The organism is Arthrobacter sp. Cr_A7 (assembly GCF_029222765.1).
GTDB lineage: Bacteria > Actinomycetota > Actinomycetes > Actinomycetales > Micrococcaceae > Arthrobacter.
Window position 1 is genome coordinate 30,249 of the sequence record NZ_JARHXQ010000277.1, and the last position, 19,762, is coordinate 50,010.

Annotated in this window: 18 protein-coding genes and 1 riboswitch; of the genes, 13 read left to right on the forward strand and 5 right to left on the reverse strand. The window is 67.0% G+C overall.

All coding sequences use genetic code 11. The features are described 5' to 3' along the window. Nucleotides 1-30 precede the first annotated feature (30 nt). The gene (locus P2Q66_RS16370) at nucleotides 31-414 is read left to right on the forward strand and encodes a RidA family protein (protein WP_079595594.1); all 384 of its coding nucleotides are present in this window, start codon (nucleotides 31-33) and stop codon (nucleotides 412-414) included. 12 nt (nucleotides 415-426) lie between these two features. Here P2Q66_RS16370 and P2Q66_RS16375 read toward each other — a convergent pair whose 3' ends face one another. Continuing rightward, nucleotides 427-1,092, reverse strand: a complete 666-nt coding sequence (locus P2Q66_RS16375; RefSeq protein ID WP_275729811.1) for a response regulator — start codon at nucleotides 1,090-1,092, stop codon at nucleotides 427-429. After that, nucleotides 1,085-2,818, reverse strand: a complete 1,734-nt coding sequence (locus P2Q66_RS16380) for a sensor histidine kinase (RefSeq protein WP_275729813.1) — start codon at nucleotides 2,816-2,818, stop codon at nucleotides 1,085-1,087. The genes P2Q66_RS16375 and P2Q66_RS16380 overlap by 8 nt, the downstream gene beginning before the upstream one ends. A 201-nt stretch (nucleotides 2,819-3,019) precedes the next feature. Between P2Q66_RS16380 and P2Q66_RS16385 the strand changes: the two genes are divergently transcribed. From P2Q66_RS16385 to P2Q66_RS16405, 5 genes are all read left to right on the forward strand, one after another. Then, nucleotides 3,020-4,480 (forward strand): CitMHS family transporter, encoded by a 1,461-nt coding sequence (locus P2Q66_RS16385; RefSeq protein ID WP_275729815.1) that lies wholly within the window; start codon nucleotides 3,020-3,022, stop codon nucleotides 4,478-4,480. Between the two features lie 146 nt (nucleotides 4,481-4,626). After that, complete coding sequence (gatC, locus tag P2Q66_RS16390) at nucleotides 4,627-4,923, forward strand: Asp-tRNA(Asn)/Glu-tRNA(Gln) amidotransferase subunit GatC (protein WP_079595590.1); 297 nt, start codon at nucleotides 4,627-4,629, stop codon at nucleotides 4,921-4,923. Nucleotides 4,924-4,925: 2 nt separating this feature from the next. After that, nucleotides 4,926-6,482: an Asp-tRNA(Asn)/Glu-tRNA(Gln) amidotransferase subunit GatA gene (gene gatA / locus P2Q66_RS16395; RefSeq protein ID WP_275729817.1), complete on the forward strand. Its 1,557-nt coding sequence runs from the start codon at nucleotides 4,926-4,928 to the stop codon at nucleotides 6,480-6,482. Then, complete coding sequence (gene gatB / locus P2Q66_RS16400) at nucleotides 6,482-7,990, forward strand: Asp-tRNA(Asn)/Glu-tRNA(Gln) amidotransferase subunit GatB (RefSeq protein ID WP_115525516.1); 1,509 nt, start codon at nucleotides 6,482-6,484, stop codon at nucleotides 7,988-7,990. Before gatA ends, gatB begins: the two co-directional genes overlap by 1 nt. A gap of 189 nt (nucleotides 7,991-8,179) precedes the next feature. Then, the gene (locus tag P2Q66_RS16405; RefSeq protein ID WP_275729819.1) at nucleotides 8,180-8,884 is read left to right on the forward strand and encodes a hypothetical protein; all 705 of its coding nucleotides are present in this window, start codon (nucleotides 8,180-8,182) and stop codon (nucleotides 8,882-8,884) included. A 57-nt stretch (nucleotides 8,885-8,941) separates the two neighbouring features. Here the strand turns inward: P2Q66_RS16405 and P2Q66_RS16410 are convergent, their stop codons facing one another. Continuing rightward, entirely contained in the window at nucleotides 8,942-9,853 is a 912-nt protein-coding gene (locus P2Q66_RS16410) for a LysR family transcriptional regulator (protein ID WP_275729821.1), read from the reverse strand. 134 nt (nucleotides 9,854-9,987) lie between these two features. Here P2Q66_RS16410 and tdh point away from each other — a divergent pair, with 134 nt between their 5' ends. The 6 genes from tdh (at nucleotide 9,988) to P2Q66_RS16440 (ending at nucleotide 16,522) form a co-directional block, all read left to right on the forward strand. Further along, complete coding sequence (gene tdh, locus P2Q66_RS16415; RefSeq protein WP_275729824.1) at nucleotides 9,988-11,034, forward strand: L-threonine 3-dehydrogenase; 1,047 nt, start codon at nucleotides 9,988-9,990, stop codon at nucleotides 11,032-11,034. 8 nt (nucleotides 11,035-11,042) lie between these two features. Beyond that, nucleotides 11,043-12,242 carry a glycine C-acetyltransferase gene (locus P2Q66_RS16420; protein WP_275729827.1) on the forward strand — a complete coding sequence of 400 codons (1,200 nt, stop codon included), beginning with the start codon at nucleotides 11,043-11,045 and terminating at the stop codon, nucleotides 12,240-12,242. Between the two features lie 111 nt (nucleotides 12,243-12,353). Further along, a complete protein-coding gene (locus tag P2Q66_RS16425; RefSeq protein ID WP_275729829.1) occupies nucleotides 12,354-13,469 on the forward strand; it encodes an FAD-dependent oxidoreductase in 1,116 nt (371 codons plus the stop codon). An 11-nt stretch (nucleotides 13,470-13,480) separates the two neighbouring features. Then, nucleotides 13,481-14,692, forward strand: coding sequence for an imidazolonepropionase (gene hutI, locus P2Q66_RS16430; RefSeq protein ID WP_275729831.1), 1,212 nt, complete (start codon nucleotides 13,481-13,483; stop codon nucleotides 14,690-14,692). Nucleotides 14,693-14,788: 96 nt separating this feature from the next. Then, nucleotides 14,789-15,577 (forward strand): DeoR/GlpR family DNA-binding transcription regulator, encoded by a 789-nt coding sequence (locus P2Q66_RS16435; RefSeq protein WP_275729832.1) that lies wholly within the window; start codon nucleotides 14,789-14,791, stop codon nucleotides 15,575-15,577. Nucleotides 15,578-15,745: 168 nt separating this feature from the next. Next, the gene (locus P2Q66_RS16440) at nucleotides 15,746-16,522 is read left to right on the forward strand and encodes a CPBP family intramembrane glutamic endopeptidase (RefSeq protein WP_275729834.1); all 777 of its coding nucleotides are present in this window, start codon (nucleotides 15,746-15,748) and stop codon (nucleotides 16,520-16,522) included. A 39-nt stretch (nucleotides 16,523-16,561) separates the two neighbouring features. Here P2Q66_RS16440 and P2Q66_RS16445 read toward each other — a convergent pair whose 3' ends face one another. Both P2Q66_RS16445 and P2Q66_RS16450 read right to left on the reverse strand, forming a co-directional pair. Further along, nucleotides 16,562-18,112, reverse strand: coding sequence for an HNH endonuclease signature motif containing protein (locus P2Q66_RS16445; RefSeq protein ID WP_275729836.1), 1,551 nt, complete (start codon nucleotides 18,110-18,112; stop codon nucleotides 16,562-16,564). Between the two features lie 340 nt (nucleotides 18,113-18,452). Continuing rightward, nucleotides 18,453-19,091: a VOC family protein gene (locus P2Q66_RS16450; protein ID WP_079595580.1), complete on the reverse strand. Its 639-nt coding sequence runs from the start codon at nucleotides 19,089-19,091 to the stop codon at nucleotides 18,453-18,455. A gap of 165 nt (nucleotides 19,092-19,256) precedes the next feature. Continuing rightward, nucleotides 19,257-19,372, forward strand: a riboswitch (SAM riboswitch). A gap of 43 nt (nucleotides 19,373-19,415) precedes the next feature. On the opposite strand from P2Q66_RS16450, the gene P2Q66_RS16455 reads away from it, so the two are divergent. Continuing rightward, nucleotides 19,416-19,762 (forward strand): PLP-dependent transferase (locus P2Q66_RS16455; RefSeq protein ID WP_275729840.1); only part of this gene is annotated, 347 nt, incomplete at its 3' end.

The following is a 19,762-nucleotide window of genomic DNA, read 5'->3' on the forward strand; positions in this document are numbered from 1 at the left end:
CGACCTCATTCCAGCTCTGAAAGGCCCACCATGCGCAAAACCTTCGGCACCGGCTCCGTCTGGGAACAGACCCTCGGCTACTCCCGCGCCGTCCAGGTAGACAACACGCTCTACATTTCCGCCACCGCAGCAAGCGGCGAGGACGGCATCGTGGGCGAGGACTTCTACACCCAGACCCAGTACATCCTGCAGAAGCTGGGCAAGGTCCTGGCTGACGCCGGATTCGGGCTGGAGGACGTGGTGCAGTCCAAGCTGTACCTGACGGACATCAGCAAATGGGAAGAAGCCGGCCGGGCCCACGGGGAAGTCTTCGGTGACATCCGCCCCACCCTGTCGCTGGTACACGTGCTGCCGTTCCTGGACCCGAAGATGCTCGTCGAAATCGAGCTCGTGGCCCAGAAGAGCGCCAACTAGCCAAGGCGCGGTTCAGGACGTCGCGGGCAGGCCGTAGCGGTGCTCCGGCCTGCCCGTTGTCCCGTAGCGCAGCTGGATGTCCACGGCGCCGTCGTCAGCGAGCGAGGACAGGTACCGCTGCGCCGTTGCCCGCGATACGCCCACCCGCCCCGCCACCTCGGCGGCCGAGTACTGCTCGCCGGGAACCAGCGATTCCAGCACCGCGGCTTCCGTCGCGGAGCGCGGCCTGGCCGATGGCGTGACGTCCCCAGGGATCAGCGAACGTTTGGCCCGCTCCAGGGACTCCTGGTCCAGTGCACCGGGCTGCCCCAGGAGGCGGCGGTAGCGGGCGTAGGACCGCAGCTGCTGCGACAGGGCGTCCGCGGTGAACGGCTTCAGCAGGTAGCCCAGGGCGCCGCGGCGGAAGGCCAGCCGGACGGACGCCGCGTCCGACGCTGCGCTGAGGATGATGGTGTCCACGTCCAGCTGCTGCAGCAGGTCCAGGCCCGAAGCGTCCGGCAGGTACACGTCCAGCAGCACCAGGTCCGGCCGCAGGCTGTGGATCGCCTGCAAGGCCAGGGAGGCGGTGCCCACCGGCGAGAGCGCCAGGAAACCTGCCACTGAGTCCACGTAGGCGGCGTGCAGCTTGGCCACATGGAAGTCGTCGTCCACGATCAGGACGCGAAAATCCTCAGCCATCGTTATCCTTTCCAGTTACCCCCGGGATCTTTGCGGTATGGCTTCCTGCCGTGGTGTGCGGCAATGTGGCCATAAAAACTGCGCCCGGCCCGCCCCTGCCGCCCGGATCCAGCACCGTGACGTCGCCGCCGCGCCGCCGGGCCAGCTGGCGGGCCAGCGCAAGCCCGAACCCCTGGCCGCCGCCGGCCCGCACGTTTCGGGAAAGCGGTCCCGTGGCGGTGGTGAAGCCTTCGGCGAAGACTGCCTCGGCGTCCGTCCCCTCAGCCAGCCCGTCGCCCGAGTCTGCGACCACCACGTGGAGGGTGCCGCCGTCGTCGCCCGGCTCATCCAGCACCTCAAGCTCAACCCAGCGGTCCTCCGCCGAGCCGGCCACGGCCGCGTTGACAGCGTTGTCGATCAGGTTGCCCAGCACGGTGGTGACGTCCTGGGCCTCGGTGACCTGCCCGCGGACCAGGGTCTCGGGCCCGATCCGCAGGGCGACGCCCCGCTCGTCGGCTTCCACGCCCTTGGCCCCCACGAAGGCCTGCAGGTAAGGGTCCTGGAGCAGTTCCGCCTGCTCGACAGGAAACTTCAGGGGTCCCGTGGCAGCCAGCCGGCTAAGGTACTCGCGGGCCTGCTGGTGCTGTCCGATGCTCATGAACCCCGCCAGCGTGTGCAGCTGGTTGGCGAACTCGTGCCGCTGGGCCCGCAGGGCCGTCGACATCGTGCCCACGGCGTCCAGCTGCCGGGTGAGTTCCTGCAGTTCGGTGCGGTCCCGCAGCATCACCACCCAACCCAGGTCCTCCCGCCGGTGAAGTGCCTTGCGGGCGTTCGCCACCAGCACCCGGCCGCCGGCCACGATCTCCAGGGCGTCGGCACCGGCGGGACCTGGCCTGGTGAGGGACTTCAGCTGGTCCGGGACCGGGGCGTCCTCCCAGCGCGTGCCCGCCAGGTCGGGCAAATCCAGCAGGCGCTGCGCCGCTGCGTTGAAGACACTGATCCGGCCGTCGGCCGAAATGCCGATGACGCCGTCGTCCACGCCCTGCAGCACCGCCACCTGGTCGTGGACCAGCATGCTGATCTCCTCAGGCTCGAGCCCCAGCGTGAGCCGCTGCAGCCGGCGGCGCAGCAGGAAGGATCCCAGGACGCCGGCCAGCAGGGCGCCGGCAGCCGTCACCGCCACCGGCCCGATGTCGCGGGCCACGCTCTGGCCCACGGTCTCCATCGAATAGCCCACGCTCACCTCGCCCACCACGGCGGTGCTGTCCGGCGCGTACACCGGCACCTTCGCTCCCGCGGACGGGCCGAGGGTTCCCGTGTTCCGGGTGGTGACCTCCCGGCCCGCCAGGGCTTCGGTGGGATCCGTGCTGACCTTTTCGCCCAGCCGCTCCGGGTCCGGGTGCGCCAGCCGCAAACCTGTCTCGTCGGTAATCACCACGAACAGGGCGCCCGTCCGCACCCTCGCGGCCTCGGCTTCCCGCATCAGGGGCCCGGCCGCCAGCTCGGCCGGCGGGGGAGTCCCGGGCTGTCTGCTGATGGCCAGCACGTCCTCGCGCACGGAAGGGTCCGAGGCAACGGTCCGGGCAAGGGTCAGCGCCTGGTTCTCGGCCTCGCTGCCCACCCGGTCATAGGTGAGCCAGGCATGGACCGCGGCGCTGAGCAGGACCACCAGGAGCACCACGGCCACCTGCAGCAGGAGCGTCTGGGTGGAGAACCGCAACGGCGGGCGGGGTGCGGAACGCTGCATGATCCTCCTTGATGGGTGTCCGGCGGGCGGCGGGGCGTTCGGCAGTGGCGTGGGCAGAAGCGTGAGCACAATGCGCAAAATGCTCCCAATAAGCAGTATGCCAATCAATTGAGCCAAAGGCACTGCCGTGACGGCGGCCACCCTACAGTCTGTAGCACGCGTCACAACGCTGTGCCGCTGTTCACAAAGAAGGAGCCGGCCGTGCTGGTATTACTTGGATTCGCAATGATCGCGGTATTCATGGTGCTGATCATGACGAAAAAGTTGACGCCAGTGCTGGCGTTGATCATCGTCCCCACCGTTTTCGGACTTTTCGCAGGTGCCGGCCTTGGCATCGGCGACATGGTGATGGACTCCATGAAGTCCATGACCTCCACCGCAGCCCTGCTGATGTTCGCCATCATCTACTTCGGACTGATGATCGACGTCGGGCTGTTCGACCCGCTGGTGAGGTTCATCCTCCGCAAGCTGGGCAACGACCCCGCCAAGGTGGTCCTGGGCACCGCCCTGCTGGCTGCCGCAGTGTCCCTGGACGGTGACGGCTCCACCACCTTCATCCTCACCACCGCGGCCATGCTGCCCATCTACCTCCGCCTGAAGATGAGCCCCGTGGTCCTCACCTGTGTGGCCGGCCTGGCCAACGGCACCATGAACATCGTTCCGTGGGGCGGCCCCACGGCCCGCGCCGCCACCGCCCTGAAGATCGATGTCAACGACGTCTTCGTTCCCATGCTCCCGTCACTGATCGGCGGCATCGCCGTTGTGCTCGCCTTCGCCTGGCTCCTTGGCCTGCAGGAGCGCAACCGCCTCCGCGCCACGGCGCCGGAGATCTGGGGCGTGCCGGACACCGCTGAAGAGTTCGACGGCGGCACCCCCGCGGGCGGTTCGCGAACCGGCCGCGGACGCAAGGGAACCAACCCCGGCGGAGCAGCCCCCGCCGTCGGCGGTTCCTCCGTTGCCGTCCTGGAACGCACCGAAGACCTCGTGGATGACAGCGACACCGCCATGGCGGACACCGCCCTGGACCCCAACCGCAGCACCCTGCGCCCCAAGCTGTTCTGGTTCAACCTGGTCCTCACGGTCGCGGTGATGGGCATGCTCATCGCCGACCTCGTGCCCCTGCCGTACGTGTTCATGGTGGGTTCCGCCATCGCCCTGCTGGTGAACTTCCCCCACGTCAAGGACCAGGCCGCGCAGATCGTGGCCCATGCCCCGTCAGTGGTTGCCGTGGTCAGCATGGTCATGGCTGCCGCAGTCCTGACCGGCGTCCTCACGGGCACCGGCATGGTGGAAGCAATGTCCGCGTGGCTGGTCCAGATCATCCCGTCCAGCATGGGTCCGCTCATGGCCGTCATTACCGGCGTCCTCAGCATCCCCATGACCTTCTTCATGAGCAATGACGCCTTCTACTTCGGCGTGCTCCCCGTCCTGAGCGAGACCGCCGGCCATTACGGGATCAGCGCAGCCGAGATGGCCCGCGCCTCCATCACCGGCCAGCCGTTCCACATGCAGAGCCCGTTGGTTCCCGCCATCCTGCTCCTCGTATCACTGGCCAAGGTGGACCTCGGCGACCACCACAAGAAAGTGCTGTGGCGCAGCGCGGTGGTGTCCCTGGTCATGCTGGGAATTGGCGTGCTGACCGGAGCCATTGGAATCGGTTAGTCTGTAGCTGCCGCGGTGCTGCCCTTAGGGGTAGGGACCCGGTAGGAAGGTGCCCGTCTGACGCCCGCTGGGGGTCGTCAGACGGGCATCATCGTTTCCCCACTAGAATGGATCGGAAATCAATTCAAACTTTGCAGGGGAGATCCATGGCTGCGATCAACCGTGACGACGTTGCGCATCTCGCGCGGCTCGCTCACATTGAGATGAGTGCTCAAGAGCTGGACAGGATGGCCGGGGAACTCGCCGTCATCGTTGATTCGGTCAAGTCCGTCAGTCAGGCCGCCGGTGACGACGTCCCGGCCACGTCCCACCCCATCCCGCTGAACAATGTGTTCCGCGAGGACGTTGTGGGGCACACCTTCACCGCGGAACAGGCACTCTCCGGTGCGCCGGATTCCGATGACAACCGTTTCAAGGTCCCGGCAATCCTGGATGAGGCATAACCATGACTGACAACAACGAACTCATCCGCCTCTCCGCCGCGGAGCTGGCTGCCAGGCTGGCCGCCGGCGAGGTGACCTCCGTGGAGGTCACGCAGGCATACCTGGACCGGATCGCCGCGGTGGACGGCGGCGAACGGGGCGTCAACGCGTTCCTGCACGTCAACGCCGAAGAGGCGCTCGCCGTCGCAGCCGAGGTGGATGCCATCCGCGCCGCCGGCGGTGCCGAAGCCGATGCGCTGCACGTCCTGGCAGGCGTTCCCATCGCCGTCAAGGACCTCATCGTCACTGTCGGCCAGCCCACGACGGCCGGCTCGAAGATCCTCGAGGGCTGGCACAGCCCGTACGACGCCACTGTGGTGGAGCGCCTGCGCGCGGCGAAGATGCCCATCCTGGGCAAGACCAACCTGGACGAGTTCGCCATGGGCTCCTCCACCGAGCACTCGGCCTACGGCCCCACCCGCAACCCCTGGGACCTGGACCGGATCCCGGGCGGCTCCGGCGGCGGGTCCGCTGCCGCCGTCGCCGCTTTCGAGGCCCCGCTTGCCCTCGGCACGGATACCGGCGGGTCCATCCGCCAGCCCGGGGCAGTCACCGGCACCGTCGGCGTGAAGCCCACCTACGGCAGCGTGTCCCGCTACGGCGCCATCGCCATGGCCTCCTCGCTGGACCAGATCGGCCCGGTGTCCCGGACTGTCCTGGACTCGGCACTCCTGCACCAGGTCATCGGCGGGCACGATCCGCGCGACTCCACCTCCCTTCCGGACCCGCTGGCGGACCTCGTGGCCGCCGCAAAGACCGGCAGCGTCGAGGGCATGCGGATCGGCATCATAAAGGAACTGCACGGTGAGGGCTACCAGGCCGGCGTCGAGAACCGCTTCAACGATACCCTGGAACTGCTGCGGGAAGCGGGCGCGGAAATCGTTGAGGTGTCCTGCCCCAACTTCCAGTACGCCCTGGGCGCCTACTATCTGATCATGCCGTCCGAGGCGTCCTCCAACCTCGCCAAGTTCGACGGCGTCCGTTACGGCCTGCGCGTCCTGCCCGAGGACGGTCCCATGACCATTGAGCGCGTAATGGGTGCCACCCGCGCCGCCGGCTTCGGCGACGAAGTGAAGCGGCGCATCATCCTGGGCACCTACGCCCTGAGCGCGGGCTACTACGACGCCTACTACGGTTCGGCCCAGAAGGTCCGCACCCTGGTGCAGCGCGACTTCGATGCCGCCTTCACCGTGGCCGACGTCCTGATTTCCCCCACGGCGCCCACCACCGCCTTCCGCCTCGGCGAAAAGCTGGACGACCCGCTGGCGATGTACCTCAACGACGTCGCCACCATCCCGGCCAACCTGGCCGGTGTACCCGGACTGTCCCTGCCCGGCGGACTTGCGGACGAGGACGGACTGCCCGTGGGCATCCAGCTGCTCGCCCCCGCCCGGGAGGACGCCCGCCTGTACCGGGTCGGCGCCGTCCTGGAGTCGCTGCTTGAGGCCAAGTGGGGCGGCCCGCTGCTGGCGCAGGCGCCCGCGCTGGGTGAGCTCGTTGAAGCCAAGGAGGCAAAATAATGAACACTGACGCAATCCTGAGCTTCGAAGAGGCCATGGAGAAGTACGATCCCGTCCTGGGGTTCGAGGTCCACGTGGAGCTCAACACCAAGACCAAGATGTTCTCCTCCGCGCCCAACGTCTTCGGTGACGATCCCAACACCAACGTCAACGAGGTGGACCTGGGCATGCCCGGCGTCCTGCCCGTGGTGAACAAGGCTGCGATCGAGTCCTCCATCAAGATCGGCCTGGCACTCAACTGCAAGATCGCCGAGTCCTGCCGCTTCGCCCGGAAGAACTATTTCTACCCGGACACCCCCAAGAACTTCCAGACCTCGCAGTACGACGAACCCATTGCGTACGACGGCTATCTGGACATTGAGCTGTCCGACGGCACCGTGTTCCGCGTTGAGATCGAACGCGCGCACATGGAGGAGGACGCCGGAAAGCTGACCCACATGGGCGGGGCCACGGGCCGCATCCAGGGTGCGGACTTCTCGCTGGTGGACTACAACCGCGCCGGCGTGCCCCTGGTGGAAATCGTCACCAAGCCGATCGAGGGCGCCGGTTCCCGTGCGCCGGAGCTGGCCAAGGCCTACGTGGCTGCGGTCCGCGAAATCGTGAAGAACCTCGGTGTGTCCGACGCCCGGATGGAACGCGGCAACGTGCGCTGCGACGCCAACGTCTCGCTCCGCCCGCATGGCCGCGAACGGTTCGGCATCCGGTCCGAGACCAAGAACGTGAACTCGCTGCGCGCCGTCGAGCACGCCGTCCGCTACGAGATCCAGCGGCACGCCGCCGTGCTGGACTCCGGCGAGCCCGTGGTCCAGGAGACCCGCCACTGGCACGAGGACACCCGCACCACCACGTCCGGCCGGGCAAAGTCCGACGCCGACGACTACCGCTACTTCCCGGAGCCTGACCTGGTTCCCGTGGTTCCGTCCCGGGAATGGGTTGAGGAACTCCGGGCCACGCTGCCCGAGCCGCCGGCTGCCCGGCGCAAGCGCCTGCAGGCCGACTGGGGGTACTCGGACCTGGAATTCCGCGACGTGGTGAACGCCGGCGTTATGGACGAGATCGAGGAAACCATCGCCGCCGGTGCGTCGGCTTCGGTTGCCCGCAAGTGGTGGATGGGCGAGATCGTGGGCCGAGCCAAGAACGCGGACGTGGATCCCGGCCAGCTGGGTGTCCGTCCCGCCACCATCGTGGAACTCGCCCGTATGGTGGAAGAGGGCAAGATCAACAACAAGATGGCCTCGGAGGTGCTGGACGGCGTGCTCGCCGGCGAAGGCACTCCGGCGGAGATCGTCGACAAGCGCGGCCTCGCCGTCGTGTCCGACGACGGCCCCCTGCTCGAAGCCATCGACGCCGCCCTGGCGGCGCAGCCCGACGTCGCGGACAAGATCCGCGGCGGCAAGGTGCAGGCCATCGGCGCCATCGTGGGCGGGGTCATGAAGGCCACCCGCGGCCAGGCCGACGCCGGCCGCGTCCGCGAGCTGATCCTGGAGAAGCTGGGCGTCACCGTCTAAGTCCTTCCGTCCCAGCCGGGCAGCAGTTTTTGCCGTTCATCACGGCATCTACTGCTGCCCGGTTGTGCTTTAAGTACTCAGGTGGCCGCGCGGAAAAGTACGCGTATTCAGGCGCCCGCCACGGTCCTACACTGGAGCGCACGGGGCCGGCCCATGGCGGCCCCGGCCAGCGATGCGAAGGGGGCCGCGATGCCACAGCAGGACAAGCCGGGGATCCGGAAGGCACTCCTGGCGGGGGCTGTGGCCCTTGCCCTGACCGGAACTGGCGCGGCCCTGGCTTGGTCTGCCGATTCACCCACCCCTTCACCGACCCAGTCGGCGCCCGGGCAGGACAACCGCCAGGACAAGCCGGCCAAGCCGGACAAGCCGGCCAAGCCGGACAAGCCGGCCAAGCCGGACAAGGCCCAGCGGCCCCAGCTGCAGCACAGCGAAAGCGTGGTTAAGAGGGCGGACGGCACCTTCCAGACGGTTCTTGAGCAGCGCGGAACCGTGGAATCGGTGAGCGGCACGGCCATCACGGTCAGGAGCGAGGATGGCTACACCCGGACGTACGCCGTCACCGCTGATACGAAAATCACCAAGGTCCCGGCTCCTGCGGCTGACGGCGGATCTACGGGCAGTCCAGGGTCTACAGGCAGTCCGGGGGCAACGGGCGACGGCGGCAAGCGGCATAAGCAGTCAGCCGGAACCATCGCGGACATCACCATCGGGGAAGTGGTCAGGATTTCCGGGGTGAAGAACGGGGACCAGGCCACGGCGGACCGGATCGCCGAGGGCGCCGGGGACGTGCCGGGCCTCGGGCTGGGCCGCGGCCACGGCCTGGGGCATGGAATGGACCACGGCCACGGCAACGGGCTGGGCAGGGGCCACGGGCACGGAAACCAGCCCAAGTAGGTAGCGCCAACTGTCGTTATGGGTGCCCAGAACGGCAGTTACTGCTACCCAGTTGGGTCAGCCCCCGTCCACGAGTCCCGCCATGATGTCCTGAAGCGCCTCGCACACGATCATGACGGAACGGCGCTTCAGGTTTTCCGGCCGGGCCAGCAGGTCGATCCGTCGGCGGGTGCTGATGCCCTCAAGGGGACGGAGCACAATGTCCGGGTTGAGCACCGGGCCTGCCGTGTACCGCGGCAGCAGTCCGATCACACCCCCGGCAGCCACAAGTGCCGCCACCGTGGAGTAGTCGTTGATGCGATGCACAATGTTTAGTTCCCTGCTGGACACGGCGGCGACGGCGGACAGCACATCGGCGGGGGAGTAGCCTGCGTGGCTGGTCACCCAGGCCTCGCGGCCGACGTCGTCCGCTGTTACGGCGGCCTGGCGGGCCAGCCGGTGCCCTGCGGGCAGCGCCACGTCCAGCGGCTCATGGGCGAGCGGAATCACTGTCACCCGTTCGGCAGGCCAGCGGGGGCTGTGGTCCATGCGGTGCGCGAGGACCAGGTCATAGCGCGCCGTCAGCGCGGGAAAGTCCTGCTGTGCCACGTCCTCATCGGAGAGTTCCACCCGCGGCTGCCCGGGGGCGTCCAGGATCCTGGCCAGCGGCGCGAACACGGCCTGGCCGGCGCTGTGGAAACCGCTGAGGGTTACCCGGCCGGACGCCGACCCGTGGTAGGTCCCGATCGCACCCCTGGCGTCGGCCATGGCACTGACGACGGCGGCACCGGCGTCAGCAAGCACCTGCCCCGCCTCGGTCAGCACCAGGTTCCGTCCCTCCTTCCGCGTCAGGGGCACGTCCACAGTTCGCTGCAGCAGGGCCAGTTGCTGGGAGACGGCCGACGGGGTGACCATGAGGGTGTCCGCAACGGCCTTGACGCTGCCCAGGGCGCCAAGTTCGCGCAGGATTTCGAGCTGGTGGATCTCCATTCCACCAGTTTATGCATTAGGAAAAGCTACATCGTCGATTGAGAATATCCCTGTTGTGCTAAAGCTTCTTCGCCGTTGTAATGAGGAGGGCAGCAACCTGCCGAAGAAGTGACTGACAAAGAGTAAGGAAGCCAATGAAGGCTCTGTACAAGGCCGGCCCACAGGGCGGCTTCGAGCTGGTGGACCGGCCGGAACCGGAGGCTGGCCCTGCCGACGTGAAGATCCGCGTTATGACCACAGGCATCTGCGGCACCGACCTCCACATCCAGTCCTGGGATTCCTGGGCGCAGGGGATCATCGAGGCGCCCCTGATCGCCGGCCACGAGTTCTACGGCGAAGTGGTGGAAACAGGCGAAGACGTCCGCGACGTCAAGGTGGGGGACCGGGTATCCGGAGAAGGGCACGTGGTGTGCGGAATATGCCGCAACTGCCGTGCGGGCCGCCGGCAGATGTGCATCCACACGGTCAGCGTGGGCGTGCAGCGTGATGGTGCCTTTGCCGAATACGTCGTCATACCGGAAACCAACGTCTGGGTCCACCACGATCCATCGGTCACCCCTGAGCTGGGGGCCATCTTCGATCCTTTCGGCAACGCCGTGCACACGGCACTAAGCTTCCCGCTGGTGGGCGAGGACGTGCTGATCACCGGCGCCGGGCCCATCGGACTGATGGCCATCGCCGTCGCCCGCCATGCCGGTGCCCGCAAGATCGCCATCACCGATGTCTCCCGGCCACGGCTGGACCTGGCCCGGCAGCTGGGCGCAGACCTCGCCATCGACGTCTCCACCACACGGGTCCGGGATGCCCAGCGCGAACTGGGCATGCGGGAGGGCTTCGACATCGGCATGGAAATGTCCGGCCACCCCACAGCCCTGCCCGAGATGATTGACAACATGAACCACGGCGGTCGCATTGCCATGCTGGGCCTGCCCAGCCAGGACATCACCATCGACTGGGGCAAGGTGGTCACCCACATGCTCACGCTTAAGGGCATCTACGGCCGGGAGATGTTCGAAACCTGGTACGCGATGAGCGCCATGCTCTCCTCCAACCCCGTGCTCCACGCGGGCATCTCCGCCGTGGTCACCGATACGCTCCCCGCTGCCGAATGGGAGAAAGGCTTCGACATTGCCCGCAGCGGCGCGGGCGGCAAAGTTGTCCTCGACTGGACCCGACTCTAAGGAACACCATGTACACCTCGATCAAGGACCAGCTGCGCACCGAGCTGGAGGACATCCGCACCGCCGGACTCTACAAGACAGAACGCAGCATCAACTCCCCGCAATCCAGCCACATCACGGCAGGAAGGATTGGCGCGGACGGAGCAGCCGTCCTGAACTTCTGCGCCAATAACTACCTTGGCCTGGCGGATCACCCGGACATCATCGCCACGGCCAAGGCCGCGATGGATGAGCGGGGCTTCGGCATGGCCAGCGTCCGTTTCATCTGCGGCACCCAGGACCTGCACCTGGAGCTCGAGGCGCGCGTCTCCCGCTTCCTTGGCACCGAGGACACCATCCTGTTCTCCAGCTGCTTCGATGCCAACGGAGGCGTCTTCGAGTCACTGTTCGGTCCTGAGGACGCCATCATCTCCGACGCCCTCAACCATGCTTCGATCATCGACGGCATCCGACTGTGCAAGGCCCAGCGGTTCCGCTACGCCAACCAGGACATGGCGGACCTTGAAGCGAAGCTCGTGGAAGCGAAGGGAGCCCGGCGCAGGATCATCGTGACCGACGGCGTGTTCTCCATGGACGGTTACCTGGCCCCGCTGGAAGCCATCTGCGACCTCGCCGAAAAGCATGACGCGCTGGTGATGGTGGATGATTCGCACGCGGTCGGTTTTATGGGCGCCACCGGCGCAGGAACTCCCGAACATGCCGGTGTTTCGCACCGGGTGGACATCTACACCGGCACCTTTGGCAAGGCCCTTGGCGGAGCATCCGGCGGTTATGTGTCCGGTCGTGCCGAGGTGGTGGCCATGCTGCGGCAAAAGGCCAGGCCGTACCTCTTCTCCAACTCTCTTGCCCCGGCCATTGTTGCCGCCACCATCAAGGCGCTGGACCTGGTCCAGAACTCAGCGGACCTGCGGCGGCAGCTTTTCGACAACGCCGCCCTGTTCCGCCGTCGGATGACGGAGGAAGGCTTCGACCTGCTGCCCGGCGAACACGCCATTGTCCCGGTGATGTTCGGCGACGCCGTCCTGGCGGCCAAGGTTGCTGACCGGATGCTGCAGCACGGCGTCTTTGTCACTGCCTTCAGCTTCCCCGTGGTTCCGCGCGGCGCCGCGCGGATCAGGGTGCAGCTTTCGGCCGCACACTCCGCGGACGACGTCGAGGCCTGCGTGGCTGCCTTCGTCGCCAGCCGGGCTGAGGTAGCAGCAGACTGACCCCGCCGCCGCACCCCTGCAACACCCTGGTTCGCTCCCTAACCTCCGGTGGTTGAGCCTGTCGAAACCAGAAGGAGCTCAGTAACTCTGCATCTCTGCAAGGATGGAAGCATGGCAGCACATTACGATGTCCTGATTGTCGGCGGCGGCATCGCCGGATTGTCTCTGGCGTCCGCGCTGGCGGGCAGATGCAGCGTGGCGCTGGTGGAAGCGGAGCAGGAACTCGCGTACCACACGTCCTCCCGGTCCGCCCGCCAGCTCATCCCGAGCTACGGACCGCCGGTGGTCCGGGAACTGACGGTCCGGACCCTGGAGCTTATTGCCGCCAGGGACGTGGAACTGCCTGAACCGGTGCTCACGCCCCGCAGCTTCATGCTGATCGGCGGCGAGGAGGATGTGGCGGCGGAAGCCAGCGGCTCCATGCAGCCCATCACGCACGCCGAGGCGCTGGAGCTCTGCCCGGCGCTGGTCCCGGACGCGTTCAGTGCGGCGGGCCTGGACACCCACTCCTTCGGATGCAATGCTCCACTGCTGCTGGCGGACCACCGGCAGCGGGCGGAAGCGGCCGGCGTGGATATCATCACCGGCGCACGGGTCCACTCAGCGCAGCGCCTGGGTTCCGGCTGGCAGGTGGGGGCGGGCACCGAGGCCTTCCAGGCCGGCGTCCTGGTCAACGCCGCCGGTGCCTGGGCCGATGAACTCGCCGTCATCAGCGGCGTGGAAAAGCTGGGCCTTCAGCCGTACCGGCGCACTGCGGCGATTGCCGCCGTCGGGCACCCCCTGCCGGAGCACAGCCCCATGGTTGCAGCGGCGGACAACACCTTCTACTTCCGGCGGGAAGGCAACGACGTGCTCATTTCGCCGTCGGAGACCGTGCCCAGCGGGCCGGAGGACGCCCGGCCCCGCGCGGGCGACGTGGAGCACCTGGTGGAACGGCTGAACGCTGTCACCACGCTCGGGATCACGGCGGTGCGCAGGGCCTGGACGGGACTCAGGACCGAGGCTGCCGACGGCGTCCCGGTGGCGGGATTCGACGCCGAAGCGCCCGGCTTCTACTGGCTCGCGGGACAGGGCGGCTACGGGTTCCAGACCTCATCCGCCATGGCGGAACTGGCTGCTGAACAGATCCTGGCCGGGCAGCAGGGCCGGGCTGAGGCCGGCGGCGAGCGTCCGGAATCCCGGACAGCGGAGGCTTTGGCAGCCACCCGCTGGTCCATCCGGCGCTGAAGAATGGTTCCATGAGCACCCTGATCACCAACATTGCCGAGCTGATGACCCAGGACCTCGAGCACCGGGTCCTGAAAGACGCGGCGGTGGTAGTTGAGGGGGAGCGAATTGCCTGGATCGGCGCTGCTGCAGATGCCCCTGCCGCGGACGAGGCCATGGATGCCGGCGGCCGGGCGGTCCTCCCGGGGTGGGTGGACTCGCATACCCACCTGCTGTTCGCCGGCGACCGGACGGCCGAGTTCGAAGCACGCATGGCGGGGGAGCAGTACGCCGCAGGCGGCATCGCCGTCACCATGAACGCCACCCGCGCCACCTCGGACTTCGACCTCACGCGCCTGGCGCTCGGCCGGGTGGCGGAAGCCGTCTCACAAGGAACCACCTACCTGGAGACGAAAACCGGTTACGGCCTGGACACGGACCATGAGGCCCGCAGTGCCCGCATCGCGTCCACCGTTGCAGACCAGGTGACGTATCTGGGCGCCCATCTGGTTCCGGCGGGCCAGGATCCGGAGGCGTACACCGACCTGGTGTGCGGTCCCATGCTGGCTGCGGTCCGTCCCTACGTTCAGTGGGCTGATGTTTTCTGCGAGGAAGGCGCCTTCACGGCTGAGCAGTCACGCCGGGTCCTGCTGGCCTGCCGCGACGCCGGCCTGGGGATACGGGTGCACGGCAACCAGCTCGGCGAGGGCCCCGGTGTGCAGCTGGCCGTGGAACTCGGCGCAGCCAGCGTGGACCATGTGAATTACCTGGCAGGCCGGGACGTGGAAGCCCTGGCCGGCACCTGGTCCGGCTGGAATGCGTCGAACGGCGAGGGTTCGCGGGGGACCGTGGCCACGTGCCTGCCGGCGTGCGACCTTTCCACCCGGCAGCCGTTGGCACCCGCCCGCGCGCTCCTGGACGCCGGCGTGCAGGTGGCGCTCGCCTCCAACTGCAATCCCGGCACCTCCTACACCAGCTCGATGGCGTTCTGCGTCGCTACTGCCGTGCTCCAGATGCGCCTCAGTGTGCACGAGGCAGTCCGGGCCGCCACCTACGGCGGCGCCCTGGCGTTGCACAAGGACACCGGAAACGACGCCGACGGCGAACGCGCCGTCGGTTCCATCGCCGTCGGGCACCGGGCGGACCTTCACATGCTTAACGCACCTTCGGCCACGCACCTCGCTTACCGGCCGGGCATGCCGTTGACGTACGCTGTGTGGCGGGCCGGAGACCGGGCACGGTAAATCCCTGCCACCTTTGTGACGTAAGGTGATCGTTTTGCTTCTGTTATGATCAGAAAGCGTCATCGAAGCGATGGCCGGAGTACCGAGAGGCCCTGCATGACCCGCACTGACCGGCTGACCGCCATCCTTGACCTGCTGGCCAAATCGGGCCAGGTGGAGGTCGATGAAATCGTCAGCACCCTGGGCGTATCACCGGCCACCGCACGGCGGGACCTGGACAGCCTGGCCAAGCGCCGGCTCCTTACCAGGACCCGGGGCGGAGCCACCACCGGTGCCCTGGCGTACGACCTTCCCGGCCGCTACAACCGGGACGACCACGCCGAAGCCAAGGAACAGATTGCACAGGCGGCGTCCGCGCTGATCAGGCCCGGCGCCGTGATCGGTCTCTGTGGCGGCACCACCAGCACCGCGCTGGCCCAGATCCTCGCCACCCGCGAAGACCTCAACGCCCCCTCCAACCAGCCCACGCTGACGGTGGTCACGAACGCCATTAACATCGCCGGGCAGCTGGCGGTGCGGCCCAACATCAAGGTCATGGTGACCGGCGGCATCCTCAACCCCCGGTCCTACGAGCTGGTAGGCCCCTACACGGACATCATCATGCAGAAGGTAGTGCTGGACATCGCCTTCATCGGGGTCAACGGCATCGACCCGGAAGTGGGGCCAACGAACACCGGCGAGGGGGAGGCATCCGTCAACGCGCTGCTCGCGAGCCGGGCACGGGTGTCCTATGTCCTGGCTGATTCTTCCAAGGTGGGCGTCCGGGCCTTTGCCACCATGGACGGGTACAACTTCACCCGGCTGATTACGGATGCCGGGATCTCGCCGCGGGACAAGGCGGCTTTCGAGGCCAACGGTACCGAAGTTATCGTCGCGCCCAGCTGAACTCCCGGCTCAATACGGCAGGCCTGGATATCCCCGCCTGAATATAGCCAGCCTCAATACCTCCGGCCTGGATACTGCAGGCCTGCACACCGCCCTCCGAATACCGCCGGCGCCACGCGTGGATTGCTGGGTCAGGCTTGACCCAGCAACTGCAGGCAAGATGGGTACATGTTGGTTCCCTCCCGCCGCCGCCTGAAGTTCGAAGTCTGGATTGTGCTGGGGCTCTCCCTTGGCCAGTCCGCCGTGTACTCCGTGGTGCAGCTCCTGGACAAGATGACCCGAGCGCCGCTGGCCGAGGGCACCTCAACGCTGAACCGCTCCCAGAGTGCCCGCGAGTATTTCGACCTGACCTACCAGTTGCTGGACATCATTTTCGCGCTGGTTCCGGTGCTGCTGGTGATCTACTTCCTTACAGACCAGCGGCAGGCGTCCGGAGATGTTGGCAATCAGGGCTCAGCCTTTCGGAAGCTGGGCTTCAATTTTGCGCGTCCGGGAATGGACATGATGCAGGGGGTGGGGCTCGCGGCGTTGATCGGGGTCCCGTCGCTCGGCCTTTACGCCGCGGGCCGGGCGCTGGGGATAACCACCGCGATCATTCCCAGTGCGCTGGACGCCTACTGGTGGACGGTGCCGGTTCTGATCCTGTCCGCCATCCGGCATGCCGTGGTGGAGGAAGTCATCGTGGTGGGCTACCTGCTGAACCGCTTCGGCAAGTTTGGCTGGAGCGTGCCGCTGTCCATTGCCGCCAGCGCCCTCCTGCGTGGAAGCTACCACCTGTACCAGGGCTTCGGGCCGTTCATCGGCAATGTGGTCATGGGTATTGTCTTCGCGTGGCTCTACACCCGGACCAAGCGCGTCATGCCCCTGGTCATTGCGCATGCGTTGCTGGACATCGTCGCTTTTGTCGGCTTCAGCCTCTTTGGAAGGTCCGTGGGCCTGGGCTAGGCGGGCACGACGACGGGCGGGGCACAAGCGGGCCGTTGCTCAGTTTCCGGTCCCGTGCAGGACACGCAACAGGCCTTCCTCACCTGGGGACAGCCCTTTGTAGCAGAGGTCCGGGTAGCCGTAGGGAGCACGGTTGGTCAGTGACAGCGGCCGGTGCACGTTTCGCTTCCGCTGCGAAAGTTGTCTCCGTTTCCGCTTCCGATGCAGCTCGCGCCTGAGCTGATCCGGCCATTGTGGTGGTTCCCAGTCCTGGTGTTCGCTCTTATAGCGACGGCCTGAGGGTGAGATCCAGCCGGGTGGTTCGTGTTTCGTGGCCGGGGTGGGTGTCCAGCCGCTGGTGTGCCTGAGGCGGTGGTGTTTGCGGCAGGGCTGGCCCAGGTTGCTGATCCCGGTGGTCCCACCGTGATGCCACGCCAACAAATGGTCCGCCTCGTTGTCCAACGAGCTGTTGGAACAGCCCGGGAAGGGGCATTTCCCGTCCCGCAAGCGCAGCCACCGCCGGATCGCCTTCGTAACCCGGTAACTGGTGCGCCCGATCTCCAGCGGCGCCCCGTCCCGCGGATCCACCAGCACCCGGTAAAACGAGCCAGCCCCGTCCGCGACCAACTTCCGCGCCATCGACGCCGGGATGGGGCCGTGGCCGTCGAGCATGGCCGGTTCATCCGTCAGACCCATGAGCGAGAACACCGGCACCGTAACCAGGACCTCCGCGTGCGGAGTACGGACCTCCGCAACCGTACCGCCGGGATCCTGCACGGTCTGCCCGTTGCGCCCGTCCTGGCCGTTGCTGAGGACGGCGGCGGCGAAGATGTCGGCGCAGAGCTGGGGCAGGGTGCGGGACTCGTCCGGGCCCTGCAGGCCCCGGGCCAGGGCGGTGGTGCGGTTCCACATCGCCGACGCGGTATCGGCAGGGAGGTAGGCGTGGAACCAGGCCATCCCGTCCAGGTCCGGACGGTGCTCCACCCGCCGCTCCGCAACACTCCTGGCGTGGCGCTTCTCAAGGGATTCGGGGTGGTGGCGTTCGCGCCAGATCCGGGCCTTGTGCCGGAACCGGTGCGGCACCAACTCCCCCGGCCCCGCACACCCGCGGGCGGGGTTCGGTGCGTCCGGGCCCAGGAAATGCGCCTCCAACGCCGCGGCCCCGGCCCGATCCAGGGTGGCGGTTTCCTCCACCATCGCCTTCGCGTGCGCCCACGACAGGCTACCGTCCTGCAACCCCGCCAGGGTCAACGGCAAAACATTGGCCAGCACCTGCGACTCGTTCAGCAGCACACCGGCGGCCCGCGCACCAATGGTTAGCACACCCGCGACTTCGGCGACCATTGACGCTTCCTGCGCCATCGCCCCGGACGGTACCGTGGCCCGTGACGCCACAGCTTTGGCAGCTTCTGCATACCCTGCGGCCAGATGCACCTTCAACGCAGCTGTCCGGGCCTCAAGCCGGGCGACCCCGGCGAGCCCGTCCAGGCTCCGATCAGCCTGCTCCCGCAATGGATCAAAACCCTCACCGGTCCCACGGAGCACAGCACCCAGCTCAGCAAGGGACGCCTCAAGGACCTCCAACGCTTCCAATGCCGCCCTGCTTGCCATAGGAAAACTATGACAGTGGGGTCTGACAATCCATGTGGACCACTGGGAGTTCGGCATGAAAAGCCCGGCAGGTACTCCAGTCCAATGTCCGGGCGGGCCAGTAACTGCGCATGTCAGGAACCGGCAAACCAGGAACCGGGCACGACAAGAACCGTGCAAACCAAAGAACCCGGTAAACCAGGAACCCGGCAAACCAAGACCCGGCGGCCCAGAAATGGATTCGGCCGTCATCGGCAGGTGACTTCGTTGTCACATGCTGATGGCGGCCGAAGATGGTCGGACAGGGACCCCCAGGGGGGTGCCCCGGCGTGATCCGGCAGCACCGGACCACTTCGGGAGGCTAAATTGTGACGGCTCCGCTGGCGGTTTCGAATGTAACTGACAGAATGCCCGGCGTCCCGTGCGGCGCCACCCACTCCACGGCCACGTCTTCCAGCGGCTTCTCCACCGGTTCGCCCAGCCACTCGGTGACCCGGGCAGCCGAACCGGCAATGGTGAGGCAGCTCATCTTGACGTTGCTGTCGTAGGCGTTGGACGGGTGCAGGGAGGGGTCGCCCTCCCACTTGAGCATGTACGGAACCTGGGGGTCGGCAATGAGCCCCAGGATGCCGATCTGCTTCCACACCAGTTCACGGCCGTCCGGGAATTTCCGGTTGCCGTTCACGGCGGAGCGTCCGAGGCGTTCTTCGAAGGGGGCGAGGTCGTCCACTTCGACGCACCAGCCCATCCATCCGCCGCCGGCCGCCGAGCGGGCACGTACTGCCTGCCCGAAGGGTGCCTTGTCCGATGCGGGGTGGTCCAGGACCTCCACCACCTCGAGGTATTTGTGTCCCGCGAGCGGGATGATCATATTCCGGGTTCCGAACCGGGGGTGTACCCCGCCTTTCACTGCCTCAACGCCGAGGGCAGAGGAAATACGTTCGGTAGTGGCCGCGAGGCCATCGTGTTCACAGGCGTAAGAGACGTGATCCATGCGCATGCCAACATCTTGGCACTTTGTGATCGGGCTCTCAGCTAAGGGTTGCCTTACTGGGATTTTCCGAGGTCAACCCCTTCACGGGCAACCTTCAGGCGGCGAAACCTGCAGGACTATGTTCGTCACAATGCTGTCCGCTCAGCCGGCAATGTTCCTACACTGAGCTCAGGTCATGAGCGCCAGCGCCAAGCCCCGGCTCGCTGGCCGGCAACCCTCCATCCGCGGTGGGGTGCCCCGGGTGAGGACCTGGCTGTCCGGCAACGGCCGGATGGCAAGCGCGGCCCGTGGTGCTCCCAGCATGCCGGGCCCATGTCAAAGGAGCCTTGAATGTCCAACGGATGGTCCTTCGAAACCCGCCAGATCCACGCCGGACAAGAACCGGACAGCGCCACCGGCGCCCGTGCGCTGCCCATTTACCAGACCACGTCCTTTGTGTTCCCCAGCGCGGAGAGCGCCGCGAACCGGTTTGCGCTGGCGGAACTGGCGCCCATCTACACGCGCATCGGCAACCCGACCCAGGACGCGGTGGAGCAACGGATTGCCAGCCTCGAAGGCGGCCTGGCAGCCCTGCTGCTCAGCTCCGGACAGGCAGCCGAGACCTTCGCTGTCCTGAACATTGCCGAGGCCGGCGACCATATTGTCGCGAGCCCCAGCCTTTACGGCGGAACCTACAA